At 67.3% G+C, this 17,726-nt stretch carries 14 protein-coding genes; 6 read left to right on the top strand and 8 right to left on the bottom strand.

Annotation, left to right across the window (positions count from 1 at the left end; all coding sequences use genetic code 11):
• Window positions 1-95 precede the first annotated feature (95 nt).
• The gene (locus AC3FMM_RS23730) at window positions 96-1,421 is read right to left on the bottom strand and encodes an NAD(P)/FAD-dependent oxidoreductase (RefSeq protein WP_116312887.1); all 1,326 of its coding nucleotides are present in this window, start codon (window positions 1,419-1,421) and stop codon (window positions 96-98) included.
• A gap of 187 nt (window positions 1,422-1,608) precedes the next feature.
• A complete protein-coding gene (gene polA / locus AC3FMM_RS23725; protein WP_115710339.1) occupies window positions 1,609-4,428 on the bottom strand; it encodes a DNA polymerase I in 2,820 nt (939 codons plus the stop codon).
• A gap of 4 nt (window positions 4,429-4,432) precedes the next feature.
• Between polA and AC3FMM_RS23720 the strand changes: the two genes are divergently transcribed.
• The 4 genes from AC3FMM_RS23720 (at window position 4,433) to AC3FMM_RS23705 (ending at window position 7,980) form a co-directional block, all read left to right on the top strand.
• Window positions 4,433-5,380: an LOG family protein gene (locus tag AC3FMM_RS23720; RefSeq protein WP_231942137.1), complete on the top strand. Its 948-nt coding sequence runs from the start codon at window positions 4,433-4,435 to the stop codon at window positions 5,378-5,380.
• A 220-nt stretch (window positions 5,381-5,600) separates the two neighbouring features.
• Window positions 5,601-6,035 (top strand): hypothetical protein, encoded by a 435-nt coding sequence (locus AC3FMM_RS23715; RefSeq protein WP_115711702.1) that lies wholly within the window; start codon window positions 5,601-5,603, stop codon window positions 6,033-6,035.
• 128 nt (window positions 6,036-6,163) lie between these two features.
• The gene (locus AC3FMM_RS23710; protein ID WP_115680764.1) at window positions 6,164-7,168 is read left to right on the top strand and encodes a homoserine kinase; all 1,005 of its coding nucleotides are present in this window, start codon (window positions 6,164-6,166) and stop codon (window positions 7,166-7,168) included.
• A gap of 5 nt (window positions 7,169-7,173) precedes the next feature.
• A complete protein-coding gene (locus AC3FMM_RS23705; protein ID WP_092307039.1) occupies window positions 7,174-7,980 on the top strand; it encodes a BPSS1780 family membrane protein in 807 nt (268 codons plus the stop codon).
• Window positions 7,981-8,070: 90 nt separating this feature from the next.
• On the opposite strand, the gene AC3FMM_RS23700 is transcribed toward AC3FMM_RS23705, so the two are convergent.
• Window positions 8,071-10,419, bottom strand: a complete 2,349-nt coding sequence (locus tag AC3FMM_RS23700; protein ID WP_116312889.1) for a UvrD-helicase domain-containing protein — start codon at window positions 10,417-10,419, stop codon at window positions 8,071-8,073.
• 255 nt (window positions 10,420-10,674) lie between these two features.
• Here AC3FMM_RS23700 and AC3FMM_RS23695 point away from each other — a divergent pair, with 255 nt between their 5' ends.
• Together AC3FMM_RS23695 and galU are read left to right on the top strand one after the other, a co-directional pair.
• Window positions 10,675-13,542 carry a valine--tRNA ligase gene (locus tag AC3FMM_RS23695; protein WP_488687568.1) on the top strand — a complete coding sequence of 956 codons (2,868 nt, stop codon included), beginning with the start codon at window positions 10,675-10,677 and terminating at the stop codon, window positions 13,540-13,542.
• Between the two features lie 139 nt (window positions 13,543-13,681).
• Window positions 13,682-14,572, top strand: coding sequence for a UTP--glucose-1-phosphate uridylyltransferase GalU (galU, locus tag AC3FMM_RS23690; RefSeq protein WP_488687567.1), 891 nt, complete (start codon window positions 13,682-13,684; stop codon window positions 14,570-14,572).
• Between the two features lie 105 nt (window positions 14,573-14,677).
• Here galU and AC3FMM_RS23685 read toward each other — a convergent pair whose 3' ends face one another.
• From AC3FMM_RS23685 to AC3FMM_RS23665, 5 genes are read right to left on the bottom strand one after another with little or no spacing between them, the layout of a single operon-like run.
• Window positions 14,678-14,905 (bottom strand): sulfurtransferase TusA family protein, encoded by a 228-nt coding sequence (locus AC3FMM_RS23685; protein WP_010813669.1) that lies wholly within the window; start codon window positions 14,903-14,905, stop codon window positions 14,678-14,680.
• A 51-nt stretch (window positions 14,906-14,956) separates the two neighbouring features.
• Window positions 14,957-15,541 (bottom strand): NUDIX domain-containing protein, encoded by a 585-nt coding sequence (locus tag AC3FMM_RS23680; protein ID WP_488687566.1) that lies wholly within the window; start codon window positions 15,539-15,541, stop codon window positions 14,957-14,959.
• Between the two features lie 54 nt (window positions 15,542-15,595).
• Complete coding sequence (locus tag AC3FMM_RS23675; protein WP_115680769.1) at window positions 15,596-16,627, bottom strand: threonine aldolase family protein; 1,032 nt, start codon at window positions 16,625-16,627, stop codon at window positions 15,596-15,598.
• A 28-nt stretch (window positions 16,628-16,655) separates the two neighbouring features.
• Complete coding sequence (locus tag AC3FMM_RS23670) at window positions 16,656-16,844, bottom strand: 4-oxalocrotonate tautomerase (RefSeq protein WP_012353493.1); 189 nt, start codon at window positions 16,842-16,844, stop codon at window positions 16,656-16,658.
• Window positions 16,845-16,900: 56 nt separating this feature from the next.
• Window positions 16,901-17,674, bottom strand: coding sequence for a class II aldolase/adducin family protein (locus AC3FMM_RS23665; protein WP_488687565.1), 774 nt, complete (start codon window positions 17,672-17,674; stop codon window positions 16,901-16,903).
• Window positions 17,675-17,726 lie beyond the last annotated feature (52 nt).

The following is a 17,726-nucleotide window of genomic DNA, read 5'->3' as shown; positions in this document are numbered from 1 at the left end:
GGCGCCCGCGCCCGATTTTAAGCAGACATGGAGAAAACATGGCGGCGCAAGCCCTCCGGCGCCCCCACCCACAAGCGGGGGGCCGGGGCCATGCGTCAGTGCAGCTTGACGCGCGGACTGGTCTTGCTGCGCAGCCAGTGCGAGACGGTATGCAGCGCCATCCCCACGGCGCCGTGCAGCGCCATCACGTGCATCCGGTACAGCGAGGTGTACATGACGCGCGCCAGCAGCCCTTCGATAAACATCGAGCCGCCGATCAGTCCGCCCATCAGGCTGCCCACCGCGCTGAAATGGCCCAGCGACACCAGCGAGCCAAGGTCCTTGAAAGCGAACGCCTGCAGCGGCCGCCCCGCCAGCCGGGCGCGCAGCGTGTTGTACAGGAAGACGGCCTGCTGGTGCGCGGCCTGCGCGCGCGGCGGCACCGAGGTCTGCTTCTCCGGCCACGGGCAGCTGGCGCAATCGCCGAAGGCGAAGATGTCCGGGTCGCCCTCGCTCTGCAGCGTCGGGCCGACCACGACCTGGCCCTGGCGGCTGACCGGCAGGCCCAGGCTGGCTAGCACCGCGGGCGCGGTGATGCCGGCCGCCCACACCGTCAGGTCGGCGTCGATGGTCTTGCCGCTGGCGGTCAGCACGGCCTGCGGCGTGACTTCGGTCACGCGTTCGCTGGTGAAGACGTCGACATCCAGCTTCCTGAGCAGCTTGGCGGTCTCGGCCGAGACCCGCTCGGACAGCGCCGGCAGGATGCGCGGACCGGCCTCGATCACATGGATGCGCACGTCGCGGCGCGGATCGAGCCGGTGCAGGCCATAGGCGCTGAGCACGTGCGCGGTGTTGCGCAGCTCCGCCGACAGCTCCACGCCGGTGGCGCCGGCGCCGATGATGGCCACGTCCACGCGCGGACGGCCGTCCTCGCCGACGCGGCCGCGCCCGTTCTGGGCACGCACGCAGGCCGCGATCAGCCGCTTGCGGAAGCGCTCGGCCTGGGCCACGGTGTCCAGCGCAATGGCGTGCTCGGCGGCGCCCGGCACGCCGAAGAAATGCGTGACGCAGCCGATCGCCAGCACCAGCGTGTCGTACGGCAGTTCGCGCGCGGGCAGCAGTTCGGCGCCGTCCTGGTCGACGCAGGCCGATACCGAAATGGTCTTGCGGCTGCGGTCGATGCCGGTCAGCTCGCCCTGCTGGAACTCGAAATGATGCCAGCGCGCCTGCGCTGCGTATTCCAGCTGATGGGTGTTGGGATCCATGCTGCCGGCGGCGACTTCATGCAGCAGCGGTTTCCAGATATGGGTGGGCAGGCGGTCCACCAGCACCACCTGCGCCGCGCCCTTGCGGCCGAGCTTGTCGCCCAGCTTCGTTACCAGTTCCAGCCCCCCTGCTCCGCCGCCGACGACGACGATGCGGTGCGTCCTTGTTTCTGTCATGGTCTACCTGCTGCGTTTTTGTAAATTCTTTGCCTGAAGCGCTTGCCGAGGCGTTTGCCACAGTCTGCTGCATTGCAGCATGGCTGGCAAGCGCCGCACGCTGACTCAGCAGTCGCTTCATTCGATACCACCACGCAGGGGCAGCGAGCCGGCCGGGGCGCCGGCTCGCCAGGGGGCCAGTGCAGCCTCAGTGCGCTTCTTCCCAGTTGGCGCCGCTGCCGACTTCGGCCACCAGCGGCACGCGCAGCTCGGCCACCGCGCACATCAGTTCGGGCAGGCGCGCCTTGACCAGTTCCAGCTCGTGCTCGGGCACTTCCAGCACCAGTTCATCGTGCACCTGCATGATCTGGCGCGTCTGCAGGCCGTCGCGCTCCAGCCAGTCCTGCACCGCGATCATCGACAGCTTGATCAGGTCGGCCGCGGTGCCCTGCATCGGCGCATTGATGGCGGCGCGCTCGGCGGCCTGGCGGCGCGGGCCGCTGCCGCCGTTGATGTCGGGCAGCCACAGCCGCCGGCCGAACACGGTCTCGACATAGCCCTGCTCGCGCGCGGTCTGGCGGGTCTCTTCCATGTAGTGCGCCACGCCTGGATAGCGCATGAAGTAGCGGTCGATGTAGTGCTTGGCGGCCTCGCGCTCGATGCCCAGGTTGCTGGCCAGCCCGAACGCGCTCATGCCGTAGATCAGGCCGAAGTTGATGACCTTGGCGTAGCGGCGCTGCTCGCTGCTGACGGCCTCGCGCTCGACGCCGAAGATCTCGGCGGCGGTGGCGCGGTGGATGTCCTCGCCGTTGGCAAAGGCGCGCAGCAGGTTCTCGTCGCCCGAGATATGGGCCATGATGCGCAGCTCGATCTGCGAATAGTCCGCCGACACGATCACGCTGCCCGGCTCGGCGATAAAGGCTTCGCGGATGCGGCGGCCTTCCTCGGTGCGCACCGGGATGTTCTGCAGGTTGGGCTCGGTCGACGCCAGCCGCCCGGTCACCGCGGTGGCCTGGCCGTAGCTGGTGTGCACCCGTCCGGTCCGCGGGTTGACCATCTTCGGCAGCTTGTCGGTATAGGTGGACTTGAGCTTGGACAGGCCGCGGTAGTCCAGCAGCAGCTTGGGCAGCGGGTAGTCCTCGGCCAGCTTCTGCAGCACCTCTTCGTCGGTCGACGGCGCGCCGCTGGCGGTCTTCTTCACCACCGGCAGCTTCATCTGGTTGAACAGGATCTCGCCGATCTGCTTGGGCGAGCCCAGGTTGAACGGCTGCCCGGCGGCCTCGTAGGCCGACTGCTCCAGCGCCAGCATGCGCTGGCCCAGCTCGGCGCTCTGCGCGGCCAGGCGTTCGGCGTCGATCAGCACGCCGTTGCGCTCGACCTTCTGCAGCACCACCGAGACCGGCATCTCGATCTCTTCATAGACCCGGCGCAGCCCGGCCGCGGCTTCCACTTGCGGGAACATCCTGCGATGCAGGCGCAGCGTCACGTCGGCATCCTCGGCGGCGTACTCGGTGGCGCGCGCCAGGTCGATCTGGTCGAAGCCGATCTGGCTCGCGCCCTTGCCGCACACCTCTTCATAGGTGATGGTCTTCAGGCTCAGCAGGCGCTCGGCCAGGCTGTCCATGCCATGGTTGCGGTGCGAGGCCAGCACGTAACTCTGCAGCATGGTGTCGTGTGCAATGCCGCGCAGCTTGATGCCGTGGTTGGCGAACACATGGACGTCGTACTTCAGGTTCTGGCCGAGCTTGGGGCGGCTGGCGTCTTCCAGCCAGGCACGCATGCGTTCCAGCACGAACTCGCGTGCAAGCTGGCCGTGCTCGGGCAGGCCGGCCACGTCAGGGCCGCGGTGCGCCACCGGGATATAGCAGGCCTCGCCCGGCGCCGCCGACAGCGAGATGCCGACCAGCTGCGCCTGCATCGGATCGAGCGAGGTGGTCTCGGTATCGATCGCCACCAGCGGCGCCGATTCGATACGCCGCAGCCAGTCTTCCAGCATGCCCGCGGTGGTGACGGTCTCGTAGCGGATCTCGGTGGGCGCCGCGTCCTCGGCCGGCGCCGCGCCGGCCTCGGCCGACGGTGTGGGCGCATCGAACAGGCCACCCTGCGCGGGCGCGCTGGCCGCGGCGCGGGCACGGGCCTGGGCGCGCGCGTCGGGCAGGCTTTCGCCGGTGGCTTCGCGCAGCCAGGTCTTGAAGCCATAGCGCTGGAAGAACGCCACCAGCTGTTCCTTGTCCTCGCCGGTCTCGCGCAGCGCGTGGAAGTCCGCGACCGACTTGCTCAGGTCGCAGTCGGTCTTGACCGTCACCAGCCGGCGCGCCATCGGCAGCCATTCCAGCGTGTTGCGCAGGTTCTCGCCCACCACGCCCTTGATGCCGGGCGCGGCCGCGATCACGCCGTCGAGCGAGCCATGCTCGGCCAGCCATTTGACCGCGGTCTTGGGGCCGACCTTGGGCACGCCCGGCACATTGTCGACCGCATCGCCGATCAGCGACAGATAGTCGATGATGCGCTCGGGCGGCACGCCGAACTTGGCCACCACGCCGGGAGGATCGAGCACCTCGCCGCTCATGGTATTGACCAGCGTGACGTGCTCGTTGACCAGCTGCGCCAGGTCCTTGTCGCCGGTGGACACCACCGTGCGCACGCCCTGCTCCATGGCCTGGCGCGACAATGTGCCGATCACGTCGTCGGCCTCGACGCCGTCGACCACCACGATCGGCCAGCCCAGCGCGCGCACGGCCTCGTGGATCGGCTCGATCTGGCGCGCCAGGTCCTCGGGCATCGACGGGCGGTGCTCCTTGTAGGCCGGGTACAGGTCGTCGCGGAAGGTCTTGCCCTTCGCGTCGAACACGCAAGCGGTATACTCTGCCGGGTAGTCGTTGCGCAACTTGCGCAGCATGTTGATCATGCCGTAGATTGCCCCTGTGGGCAGACCCTCCCCATTCCTCAGGTCCGGCAAAGCGTGATAAGCGCGATACAGATAGCTCGATCCATCGACGAGCAAGAGTGTTTTTGGACTATCCGACATTCCCATGGACTCAAAATTGACTGGTGCCGCTGCAGGCGGTGCCTCGACCGCCCCCCTTGCTGACCCGGATGTTGCTGATATCTCCGGCGATACCGTGCAACCCCCGCCGGAAGCTGCCTCCGAGCACGCCGCGGCCATTGCCGCGGCCGCCGATGCTGCTGCCGCGGGTCATCCGCCTGAAGTTGCTGCTGAAAAGGCTGCGGCGGCGGCGGCGCGCGCCAATCCGCGCAAGATGATCCCCAGCCTGCGTGCGCTGGCCGACGAAGACCGCGCGACCGCTAAGAAGGCGCGCGCCTCGTGGCAAATGTTCACGATTATGGCAGAGTTCATCGAGGCCACCGAGTACCTGTCCGAGATCCGCCCGGCGGTGTCGATCTACGGCAGCGCGCGCCTGCGCGAGGACTCGCCCTACTACCAGCGCACCATCGAGATCGCGCGGCTGTTCTCCGACGCCGGCTTTGCCGTGATCTCCGGCGGCGGCCCCGGCATCATGGAGGCCGCCAACAAGGGCGCGCATGCCGGCAAGTCGGCCAGCGTGGGCCTGAACATTGAACTGCCGCACGAGCAGCAGGGCAATCCGTACCAGGACATTGCCATGCGCTTCCGCCACTTCTTCACCCGCAAGGTCACCTTCGTCAAGAATTCCGACGCCTTTATCGTGATGCCGGGCGGTTTCGGCACGCTCGACGAACTGGCCGAGGTGCTGACGCTGGTGCAGACCGGCAAGTCGCGCTCGGTGCCGGTGATCATGTTCGGCAGCCGCTTCTGGAAGGGCCTGCTGGACTGGTTCCGCTTCACGCTGCTGCCGATGGGCCTGATCGCCGAGCACGACCTGGACCTGATGAAGATCGTCGACGAGCCGCACGAAGTGCTGGAAGCGGTCTACGACTATTACGAACAGCGCGGCGGCGACAAGCCGATCCCGCCGAAGGAAGAGATGTTCTACCTGTAAGGCCGGGATCCGGGGATCGCCGCGGCACCGCGCCACGCATGCGCCACCCGGCGCCGTGGCGCAGGTGCCCCCCGGGGCACGGCGGCGGCCTGTGCGGGGCAGGAATTGCTAGAATGGAACCTGTCCGTCTGCCAAGCCCGGCGCCGCCGGGTTGCAGACCAACCGCCGCATGCCGCGGCGCTGCGTGCCGCTTGCGCCGCAGCCCGCACAGGAGCATCTGATGACCTCCCCTTCTCCCGTCCGCCCGGTCCGGTCCACGCGCGCCGCCGCCGTGGCCGGCGAGCCTGAATCGCCTGCCAGGCGGTCCGTGTCCGGCCTGGCCGCGGCAGCGGCCGCCACACTGGCGCTGGCGTCCGGCTGGGCCGTCGCGCAGGAAAGCAATGCGCTGACCCAGCAGGAACTGAACCAGATCAACAACCAGCCGATCGCCCCGGCCGCCAGGTCGCAGCTGAACCAGCCGCGCGAGCCGAGCTTCCAGCTGAACGAACGCGATGGCACCCAGGTGCGCGAGTACCGCGACAAGGGACGCGCCACCGACATCCAGGTCAAGTCGGGCTTCGGCACCAGGTACGAGATGAGCAAGCCGGAAGACAGCTCGCCCAAGATCCGCGAGCACGACGTCAACCGCGTGCCATCGGTCAACCTGAAGTTCTGAACCCGCTTGCCCACGGCCTGGCCTGAGCGCCAGGCCGCGCCGGCCCTCCGGCAGTCATGCCGCGGCGACGGCCCGGACTTTGTCCGCAACTGGCGCCGCCGCTTTCCGATTCGCTTCACACAACAAGTATGGCCGTATTCACCACGGTCTCGCAGGACGAGATCGCACGCTGGCTGCTGGATTTCGACCTTGGCGAAGTGCGCGACCTGCGCGGCATCGCCTCGGGCATCGAGAACAGCAATTTCTTCCTCACCATGGAGCACGAGGGCCAGACGCGCCAGTACGTGCTGACCATCTTCGAGCGGCTGTCGTTCGCGCAGTTGCCCTATTACCTGCACCTGATGGCGCATCTGGCCGAGCGCGGCATCCGCGTGCCCGCGCCGATCCCGGCGCGCGACGGCGAGATCCTGCGCCCGCTCAAGGGCAAGCCCGCCACCATCGTCACGCGCCTGCCCGGCGCGTCGCAGCTGGCCCCCGACGCGCAGCACTGCGCCGAGGTCGGCGACATGCTGGCGCGCATGCACCTGGCCGGCGCCGATTACCCGCGCCGCCAGCCCAACCTGCGCAGCCTGCCATGGTGGCAGCAGACCGAGCGCGAGATCCTGCCCTTCCTCGATGCCGGCCAGCGCGCGCTGCTGCAACGGGAAATCGCCCACCAGGCAGCGTTCTTCGCCAGCGCGGCGTACGCCAGCCTGGGCGAAGGCCCGTGTCACTGCGACCTGTTCCGCGACAACGCGCTGTTCGAGGAAGACCCCAGCGGCCGCCACCGGCTGGGCGGCTTCTTCGATTTCTACTTCGCCGGCAACGACAAGTGGCTGTTCGACCTGGCGGTCACCGTCAACGACTGGTGCATCGACCTCGCCAGCGGCGAACTCGACCCCGCGCGCGCGCAGGCGCTGCTGCGGGCTTATCATGCGGTCAGGCCGCTGACCGGGACCGAGGCCGCGCACTGGCAGGACATGCTGCGCGCGGGCGCGCTGCGCTTCTGGGTGTCGCGCCTGTGGGACTTCTACCTGCCGCGCGAAGCCGACATGCTGCAGCCGCACGATCCGACCCATTTCGAACGCATCCTGCGCCGGCGCCTGGACGCACAACCCGCGAACCCCGAGAGCGCCCCGCTCCCCTGGATCTGACCCGTATGCAACTACTGGAAGTCCCTGCCAAGGAAGGCTACACCTGGTTCCGCCAGGGCATCTGGCTGTTCCGCAAGAACCCGCTGACCTTCCTGATGCTGCTGTTCGTCTACCTGATCGCCGCGCAGCTAGCCATCGTGGTGCCGCTGATCGGCATCATCGCGCTGCTGGTGGTCACCCCGGGCCTGTCGGTCGGCGTGATGACCGCGTGCCGCGACGTGATTCAGAACAAGCGGGTGCTGCCCACCGTGCTGCTGGCGGGCTTCCGCGCCAACGGCAAGGAAGCCACGCGCAACCTGCTGGTGCTGGGCGGCATCTACGCCGGGCTGGTCTTCATACTGGGGCTGATCGCTGGCGCGGTGGTCGACATGAGCGCGCTGGTGCCGATCGTGCTGAAGGAAGAAGCGCCGACCGCCGAGGCGGTGCGCCAGCTGTACTACGCCATGCTGATCGGCGCGCTGCTGTACACCCCGATCGCGATGATGTTCTGGTTCGCACCGCTGCTGGCGGCCTGGCACGGCGTGCCGCCGGTCAAGGCGCTGTTCTTCAGCTGGACCGCATGCTGGCGCAACCGCGGCGCGTTCTTCACCTACGCGGTGCTGTTCGCGATGCTGCTGGTGGCGATCCCGTTCTTCCTGGAGGCGGTGTTCAGCGCCTTCGGCGCCGAGACGGTGCTGTCGTTCCTGGTCACGCCGTATTCGCTGCTGATGCTGGCGATCTTGTACTGCTCGTTCTATGCGACGTACCGCGGCTGCTTTAACGTGACCCCGCCGGGGGTCGAGCCGGCTGCGCCGGCGACGCCGGGCGCCTGACCACAAGCGCTTGCTACCCGATGGTTTGCTCCCTCTCCCGCGCGCGGGAGAGGGAGCAAACCAGCATGACGCGAGACGGCGCTCGCTACCTCAATCGATCGCGTCCAGCTTCGCCACCGCCAGCGCCAGCCACTTGGCGCCATGCCGCTTGAAGTTGATATTGGCGCGCGCATCGGCGCCCTCGCCTTCCAGCGCGGTGATCACGCCTTCGCCGAACTTGTTGTGGAACACCGACTGGCCGACGCGGAATCCGCTGCCGGCTTCGCGTTTGGCATCGGCATAGCCGTTGCCGTTGTCCATGCCGCCGGTGGGCCGGGTGCCGGTATAGGGCACGTCCTCCGGCTTGCGGAACCAGTCGCGGCCCCAGGCATTGTCGCGTTCCTGGCGGCGCACGCCGCCGTAGCTCTGCGCCGGCGGGGTCAGCCATTTGAGCGAGGTCTCGGGCAGTTCCTCGAAGAAGCGCGAGCGCACGTGGTAGCGGGTCTGGCCGTGCAGCATGCGGCTTTGCGCGAACGACATGTAGAGGCGCTTGCGCGCGCGCGTGATCGCCACGTACATCAGCCGGCGCTCTTCCTCCAGGCCGTCGGGATCCATCATGCTGTTCTCGTGCGGGAACAGTCCTTCCTCCAGGCCGCTGATGAAGACCACATCGAACTCCAGCCCCTTGGCTGCGTGCACGGTCATCATCTGCACCGCGTCCTGGCCGGCCTGGGCCTGGTTGTCGCCGGCCTCGAGCGAGGCGTGGGTCAGGAACGCGACCAGCGGCGTCATCACCACCGGCAGCGCTTCGGGATCGAGCAGCTGCTGTGACTGGTCGCCGTCGGCCAGCACCGGCGTGGCGGGGCCGCGCTCGGCCGGGATCACCGCGGCCAGCGCTTCCAGGCCGTAGCCTTCCTCGACCACGAAGGCCTGCGCCGCGGTGACCAGTTCCTGCAAGTTCTCGATGCGGTCCTGGCCTTCCTTCTCGCCCTGGTAATGCGTGATCAGGCCGCTGTGGTTGATCACGTATTCGACGGTCTCGGCCAGCGTCAGGCGGCGCGTGTCCGCGCGCATCTGGTCGATCAGCCGCGTGAACGCGGCCAGCTTGCTGCCGGCCGCGCCGGGCACGTAGGCCACCGCCTCGGCCAGCGCGCAGTCATACTGGCGCGCCATGTCCTGCAGCACTTCCAGCGAGCGCGCGCCGATGCCGCGCGCCGGGAAGTTGACCACGCGGCCGAAGGCGGCGTCGTTGCGCGGGTTCTCCAGCAGTTGCAGGTAGGCCAGCGCGTGCTTGATTTCGGCGCGCTCGAAGAAGCGCAGGCCGCCATACACGCGGTACGGGATGCCGGCCGAGAACAGCGCGTGCTCGATCACGCGCGACTGCGCGTTGCTGCGGTACAGGATCGCGATCTCGGCGCGGCTGGCGCCCTGCGCGATCTGGTCGCGGATCTCCTCGATGATCCAGGCGGCTTCCTGCCCGTCGGAGCCGCCCTGGAACACGCGCACCGGCTCGCCGTGGCCGGCGTCGGTGCGCAGGTTCTTGCCGAGGCGGCGCGCGTTGTGCGAGATCAGGTGGTTGGCCGAATCCAGGATATGCCCGTGCGAGCGGTAGTTCTGCTCCAGCTTGATCATCCGGCGCACGCGGAACTCATGCTCGAAGTCGCGCATGTTGCCGACATTGGCGCCGCGGAAGGCGTAGATGCTCTGGTCGTCGTCGCCCACCGCAAAGACCGCGGCCGGGTTGTGCGTGCCGTGGCCGGCCAGCAGCTTGAGCCACTGGTACTGCAGCACGTTGGTGTCCTGGAACTCGTCGACCAGCACGTGGCGGAAGCGGTGCTGGTAGTGCTGGCGGATGGCGTCGTTGTAGCGCAGCAGCTCGTAGCAGCGCAGCAGCAGCTCGGCGAAGTCGACCACGCCCTCGCGCTGGCATTGCATGTCGTAGGCGGCGTAGAGGTCGACGAAGCGCTTGTTGAAGTCGTCGTTGGCCTCGACGTCGGCCGGGCGCAGGCCCTGCTCCTTGGCGTTGTTGATGAAGTACTGCAGGTTCTTGGCCGGGTACTTCTCGTCGTCGACGTTGAGCGACTTGAGCAGCCGCTTGAGCGCCGAGAGCTGGTCCTGGCTGTCCAGGATGGCGAAGGTCTGGGGCAGCCCGGCGTCGCGGAAATGCGCGCGCAGCATGCGATTGCACAGGCCGTGGAAGGTGCCGATCCACATGCCGCGGGTGTTGATCGGCAGCATCGACGCCAGCCGGGTCTGCATTTCCTTGGCGGCCTTGTTGGTGAAGGTCACCGCCAGGATGCCCGCCGGCGAGACATGGCCGTTCTGGATCAGCCAGGCAATGCGCGTGGTCAGCACGCGCGTCTTGCCGCTGCCCGCGCCCGCCAGGATCAGCGCCGGTTCGTCGGGCAGGGTGACGGCGGCTAGTTGTTCGGCGTTCAGGTTGGCAAGCAGGTCGGGCATCGGAAAGGCCTAATGGAATCGCCCGCAATTATACCGGGGGCCCCTGTTGCATGAATCACATCCGGCCCCGCCGCCAAGGCGCGCGCACGGGTCGCGGACCGGGCGCCGCCGGCCACGAAATAGGCACCACGCGCCCGCCCCCGTATAATTTGTGGTTTCACTGGCGCCAGGCCGGCCATCACAGGCCGCCAGCGACCGCCAGGCGCAGGGCACCGCACCTGCCACGCATCCAGACGCCAACCTCGACATCCCAGCATGACCGCCCAAGACCAATCGCTTGCCAAGAGCTTCGAACCCGCCGCCATCGAGGCGAAATGGGGCCCCGAGTGGGAGAAGCGCGGCATCGCCAAGCCGACCTTCGACCCAGCCCGCCCGGACTTCGCGATCCAGCTGCCGCCGCCGAATGTGACCGGCACGCTGCACATGGGCCATGCCTTCAACCAGACCATCATGGACGGCCTGGCGCGCCACGCGCGCATGCAGGGCGCCAATACGCTGTGGGTCCCGGGCACCGACCACGCCGGCATCGCCACCCAGATCGTGGTGGAGCGCCAGCTCGAGGGCCAGGGCGTGTCGCGCCACGACCTCGGCCGCGAGAAGTTCACCGAGAAGGTGTGGGCCTGGAAGGAAGAGTCGGGCTCGACCATCACGCGCCAGGTGCGGCGCATGGGCGCGTCGATCGACTGGAGCCGCGAGTACTTCACCATGTCGCCCGAGATGTCGAAGGCGGTCACCGAAGTCTTCGTGCGGCTGTACGAACAAGGCCTGATCTACCGCGGCAAGCGCCTGGTCAACTGGGACCCGGTGCTGGGCACCGCGGTGTCGGACCTGGAAGTCGACAGCGTCGAGGAAGAAGGCTCGCTGTGGCATATCCGCTATCCGCTGGTCGAGGCCGACGCCAAGGGCGGGCTGACCCACCTGACCGTGGCCACCACGCGTCCGGAAACCATGCTGGGCGACGTCGCCGTGATGGTGCATCCGGAAGACGAGCGCTACGCGCACCTGATCGGCAAGTCGGTGCACCTGCCGCTGACCGGCCGCCAGATTCCGGTGATCGCCGACGAATACGTCGACCGCGAGTTCGGCACCGGCGTGGTCAAGGTGACCCCGGGCCATGACTTCAACGACTATGCCGTGGGCCTGCGCCACAACCTGCCGCAGCTGTCGATCCTGACCCTCGACGCGAAGATCGTTGCCGACGCGCCCGCCGCCTATGCCGGCCTGGACCGCTTCGATGCGCGCAAGGCCATTGTCGACGACCTCGACAAGCAGGGCCTGCTGGAAGACGTCAAGAAGCACAAGCTGATGACCCCGCGCAGCGAGCGCACCGGCAGCGCGATCGAGCCGATGCTGACCGACCAGTGGTTCGTCGCCATGAGCAAGCCGGCGCCGGAAGGCACCTTCTACCCGGGCCGCTCGATCGCCGAAGTCGCGCTCGAGGCCGTGCAGAGCGGCGAGATCAAGCTGGTGCCGGAAAACTGGATCAGCACCTACAACCAGTGGCTGGGCAATATCCAGGACTGGTGCATCTCGCGCCAGCTGTGGTGGGGCCACCAGATCCCGGCGTGGTACGACGATGCCGGCAACTGCTATGTCGGCCGCACCGAAGAAGAAGCTGCCGCCAAGGCGAAGGCCGCCGGCAGCACCGGCGCGCTGCGCCGCGAGGAAGACGTGCTCGACACCTGGTTCTCGTCGGCGCTGGTGCCGTTCTCCTCGCTGGGCTGGCCCGAGGAAACGCCTGAGCTGAAGCACTTCCTGCCGTCGTCGGTGCTGGTCACCGGCTACGACATCATCTTCTTCTGGGTGGCGCGCATGGTCATGATGACCAAGCACTTCACCGGCAAGGTGCCCTTCCACACCGTCTACGTGCATGGCCTGGTGCGCGATTCGGAAGGCAAGAAGATGAGCAAGTCCGAGGGCAACACGCTCGACCCGGTCGACCTGATCGACGGTATCGACCTCGACACGCTGCTCAAGAAGCGCACCACCGGACTGCGCCGGCCCAAGGATGCGCCCAAGATCGAGAAGAAGACGAAGAAGGAATTCCCCGAGGGCATTCCGGCCTTCGGCGCCGACGCGCTGCGCTTCACCTTCGCCTCGCTGGCCACGCTCGGGCGCAACATCAACTTCGATACCGGCCGCTGCGAGGGCTACCGCAATTTCTGCAACAAGCTGTGGAATGCGACCCGCTTCGTGCTGATGAACACCGAGGGCCATGACTGCGGCATGGGTCCGTGCAACCAGGACTGCGGCCCGGACGGCTACCTCGATTTCTCGCAGTCGGACCGCTGGATCGTGTCGCTGCTGCAGCGCGTGGAGGCCGAGGTCGAAAAGGGCTTCGCCGAGTACCGCTTCGACAATATCGCCAACGCCATCTACAAGTTCGTCTGGGACGAGTACTGCGACTGGTACCTGGAACTGGCCAAGGTGCAGATCCAGAACGGCACCGAAGCGCAGCAGCGCGCCACCCGCCGCACGCTGCTGCGCGTGCTCGAGACCGTGCTGCGGCTGGCGCATCCGGTGATCCCGTTCATTACCGAGGAACTGTGGCAGAAGGTGGCCCCGCTGGCGGGGCGCGCCAGCGGCGATGGTGCGGAAACCATCGCATTGCAGCCGTATCCGCTGCCCGCCGTCGCCAAGATCGACGAGAATGCCGAGCAGTGGGTCGCGCGCCTGAAGGAAGTGATCGATGCCTGCCGGAACCTGCGCGGCGAGATGAACATCTCGCCGGCCCAGCGCATCCCGCTCTATGCGGAGGGCGACAGCGCCTTCCTGAAGGCGGCGAGCGCACATATCCAGGCGCTGGCGAAACTTTCGGAGGTGCGGGTCTTCGAAGATGAAGCCTCCCTGCAAGCGGAGGGCGCCGGTGCGCCGGTCGCCATTGCCGGGGGCAACCACCTGCTGCTGAAGATCGAGATCGATGTCGCCGCCGAGCGCGCGCGCCTGTCGAAGGAAGTCGAACGCATCGGTGGCGAAATCGGCAAGTGCCGCGCCAAGCTGTCGAACGAGAGCTTTGTCGCCAAGGCACCGCCGGCGGTGGTGGCGCAAGAGACGCAGCGCCTGTCCGATTTCGAGCAGACGCTGGCCAAGCTGCAGGGCCAGCTGCAGCGGCTGCCGGCCTGACCCGAGGGGTCAGTCAGGCGGCCTGCATCACGCCCCTGCCAGCCGGGGGTTCTGTGCGGCATCGTCGGACAGAACCGGACAGACGGCGCCCACGCTGGCTGGCAGGGTTATGGACTGGAATCTGAGAGGTACACCTGATATGGAAAATCGCGTCACCAAGGCTGTGTTCCCGGTTGCGGGCCTGGGCACCCGCTTCCTGCCAGCCACCAAGGCCAGCCCCAAGGAAATGCTTCCGGTGGTGGACAAGCCGCTGATCCAGTACGCCGTGGAAGAAGCCATGGCCGCCGGCATTACCGAGATGATCTTCGTCACGGGCCGCTCCAAACGTGCCATCGAGGACCATTTCGACAAGGCCTTCGAACTGGAAGTGGAGCTCGAGGCCAAGAACAAGCAGGCGCTGCTGGACGTGGTGCGCTCGATCAAGCCGGCCAACGTCGAGTGCTACTACGTGCGCCAGCCCGAGGCGCTGGGCCTGGGCCACGCGGTGCTGTGCGCGGCCAAGCTGGTCGGCGACACCCCGTTCGCGGTGATGCTGGCCGACGACCTGATCGACGGCAACCCGCCGGTGATGAAGCAGATGGTGGATGCCTTCAACCACTACAACTGCTCGGTGCTGGGCGTCGAGGAAATCACGCCCGAGCAGAGCCGTTCCTACGGCGTGATCGATGGCCGCGAATGGGACGAGGACGTGATCAAGGTCTCGGGCATCGTCGAGAAGCCGGCGCCGGAAGATGCGCCGTCCAACCTTGGCGTGGTCGGCCGCTACATCCTGACGCCGCGCATCTTCGACCACCTGCGCGAGCTCAAGCCCGGCGCCGGCGGCGAACTGCAGCTGACCGACGCGATCCAGTCGCTGCTGGGCCAGGAGCAGGTGCTGGCGTACCGCTACCAGGGCCGCCGCTATGACTGCGGCAGCAAGCTGGGCTACCTCAAGGCGACCGTCGAGTTCGCGCTGAAGCACCCCGAAGTGGGCAACGATTTCAGCGCCTACCTGGAATCGCGCGAACACCTGAACGGCCTGAGCCGCTGAGCTCGCCCGGACGGGTTACGAAGAAAAAGCCGCTTTCGAGCGGCTTTTTCCTTTTCGGACGGATGAACCCTCCCCTGCCCCGCGGGCGGGAACGGGAGCAATCCATCAGCGACGGCGCATGTAGAACACGAACACCTTGTCCACTTCCGAGTGCGACAGCAGCTCGTTGCCGGTCTGCTTGGCAAAGGCCTGGAAATCGCGCGTGGCGCCGGGATCTGTGGCCAGCACCTTGAGCACGTCGCCGCTGGCCATGTCGGCCAGGGCCTTCTTGGTGCGCAGGATCGGCAGCGGGCAGTTCAGGCCGCGCGCGTCCACTTCTTTCTGGAACTCCATTCGTCTCTTCCTCTGATGCTTGGGGGCTGGAGGCTGGCTGAAAAACCGGCCTTACCAGCGGTATTGTAGCGAAGCCCCGACCTGGCTGAAGTCGTGGGGTCGGCGCGGGTCCGCAATGTCGGCGCCGGTCTGGCGATCGAAGAAGCGCACCGGGTAGCCGCCCGCGGCAAGCCAGTCTGCCACCGCGAAGCCGGTTCCGGCCGACCACACCCGCACGTCCTCTGGCGCCACCAGCTTGTATTCGGCCAGTTCCTCGGACAGTTCGACGGTGCCGGTCGCCTTGACGTGATAGGCGATGATCAGCTCGTTCTTGCGCATGAACTCGTAGACGCCGATCAGCGCGACCGACTCGGTATCGAGGTTGGTCTCTTCCTTCAGTTCGCGCGCCACGCCCAGCTCGGGCGGCTCGTCGCGCTCCAGGAAGCCCGTCACCAGCGCAAACATCTTTTCCGGCCACGCGGCGTTGCGCGCCAGCAGCAGCTTGTCCTGGTACTCCACCACCGCCGCCAGCACCGGCAGCGGGTTGTTCCAGTGCACGAAGCCGCAGTCCTGCTGCACGCAGGCGTGGCGTTCGCGCCCGGACAGCGGCAGCACCTCGAGCGGCGCGCCGCACTGCGGGCAGAATCGGTATGACATGGGGGCTCCTGAAGTCTCGTCGTTATCAGTATGAATATGCGGAATTTGGTCCCGCTATGCGCCGCAAGCAGCGCGCATGTCGGCGGCCAGCGCCTCCACGGTCTGCGGCTGCAAGTCCCAGGCGCACATGAAACGGCAGCCGCCCGCGCCGATAAAGGTGTAGAAGCGCCAGCCCTTTGCGCGCAGCGCCTCGATCGCCGGCAGCGGCAGCTCGGCGAAGACCGCGTTGGATTGGGTCGGGAACATGATGCGCACACCGGGGATGTCGCGGATGCGCTGCTGCAGCAGTTGCGCCATCGCATTGGCATGGCGCGCGTTGGCCAGCCACACGTCGTTCTCGAGCAAACCCAGCCACGGCGCCGAGATGAAGCGCATCTTCGACGCCAGTTGCCCGGCCTGCTTGACGCGGTAGGCAAAGTCCTCGGCCAGGCGGCGGTCGAAGAACACCACCGCCTCGCCCACCGGCAGGCCGTTCTTGGTGCCACCGAAGCACAGCACGTCGACGCCGGCGCGCCAGGTGATCTCGGAAGGATGCACGCCCAGCGACGCCACCGCGTTGGCAAAGCGCGCGCCGTCCATGTGCACGCGCAGCTGGCGGCGCTTGGCGATGGCGGCGATGGCGCGCACTTCTTCCACGCTGTAGACGGTGCCGACTTCGGTCGACTGCGTCAGCGACACCACCTTGGGCTTGGGGTAATGGATGTCGGCGCGGCGCGTGACCAGCGCCTCGACCGCATCGGGGGTGAGTTTGCCGTGCTCGCCCGGCGCGGTCAGCAGCTTGGAGCCGTTGGAGAAGAACTCCGGCCCGCCGCATTCGTCGGTCTCGATATGCGCCAGCTCGTGGCAGATCACCGAGTGGTACGACTGGCACAGCGCCGACAGCGCCAGCGAGTTGGCCGCGGTGCCGTTGAACACGAAGAACACTTCGCAATCAGTCTGGAACAGGTCGCGGATGCGGTCGCAGACCTTCTGCGTCCAGCTGTCGTCGCCATAGGCCTGCTCGTGGCCGCTGCCATTGGCTTCCAGGAAATACTTGAGCGATTCCGGGCAGAAGCCGGCGTAGTTGTCGGAGGCGAAGTGCTGCATGGTGTTCAGTGTGGAGCGGCCTGGCGCCTTACTTCTTGTCGGCCCACAGCTCGCCGCCGGTGGCCCAGTTCTCGCGCTTGATATCGGTAATGATGATGTCGACCGCCGACGGCGAGCAGCCCAGCGTTTCGCAGCTGACGCGGGTCACTTCCTCGACAAACTTGCGCTTCTGCTCGATGGTGCGGCCTTCAAACATTTCGACGTGGAAAGTCGGCATACATTGCTCCTGTGCTTGATTGATTGTTGTCGTCCGGGCGGGGACGGCGCTTGCCTTCAGTCCCGGTAGGAAGGATCGATTCTATCCAGTTTGCGCAGCAGCGCGGGCCATTCCAGCACGCCCTCGACCGCGCCATCGTCATAGAGCTGCGCCGAGGTCTTGTCCGCGACGGCGGCGTCGGGCTGCACCAGCGCGCCGCCCGCCTGCGCCGCGATCTGGATTTCGCAGGCCTTGATCAGCGTCGCCATCAGCACATAGGCTTCGGCCACGGTGCGGCCCACCGTCAGCGTGCCGTGGTTGCGCAACAGCATGGCCGGATGCGTGCCCAGCGATGCGGTCAGTCGCGCGCCCTCGGCCGGGGTGAAGGCCAGGCCCTCGTAGTCGTGGCAGGCGATGCGGCCATGGAAGCGCATGGCGTGCTGCGACAGCGGCAGCAGCCCCGCCGCCAGCGCCGACACCGCGATGCCGGCGGTGTTATGCAGGTGCATCACGCACATCGCGTCGGCGCGCGCGGCATGCACCGCGGCGTGCAGCGCGAAGCCGGTCACGTTGACCGGATGCACGGTCTCGCCAACCACCTCGCCGCGGCCGTTGATCTTGACCAGGTCGCTGGCGCGGATCTCGTCGAAGGCAAAGCCGAAAGGGTTGATCAGGAAGTGTTCCGGCTCGCCCGGCACCGTGGCCGAGATATGGGTGTAGATCAGGTCATCCCAGCGCTCGCGCGCGGCCAGGCGATAGGCCGCGGCCAGGTCGACGCGCACGCGCTGCTCTTCGGCTGAGACGGGATGGGAAGCGCCCGCGGCACGCGCGGGCTGCAAGGCAAAAGACATGGGGTCGCTCCTGCGCCGCCCGGTCTGGCGTGCCGGGTACGGCCCGGCCTTC

Source organism: Cupriavidus sp. 207A1 (genome assembly GCF_057798955.1).
Note: the sequence above shows the minus strand (reverse complement) of the source record. Positions and strands in the feature narration are given on the sequence as shown.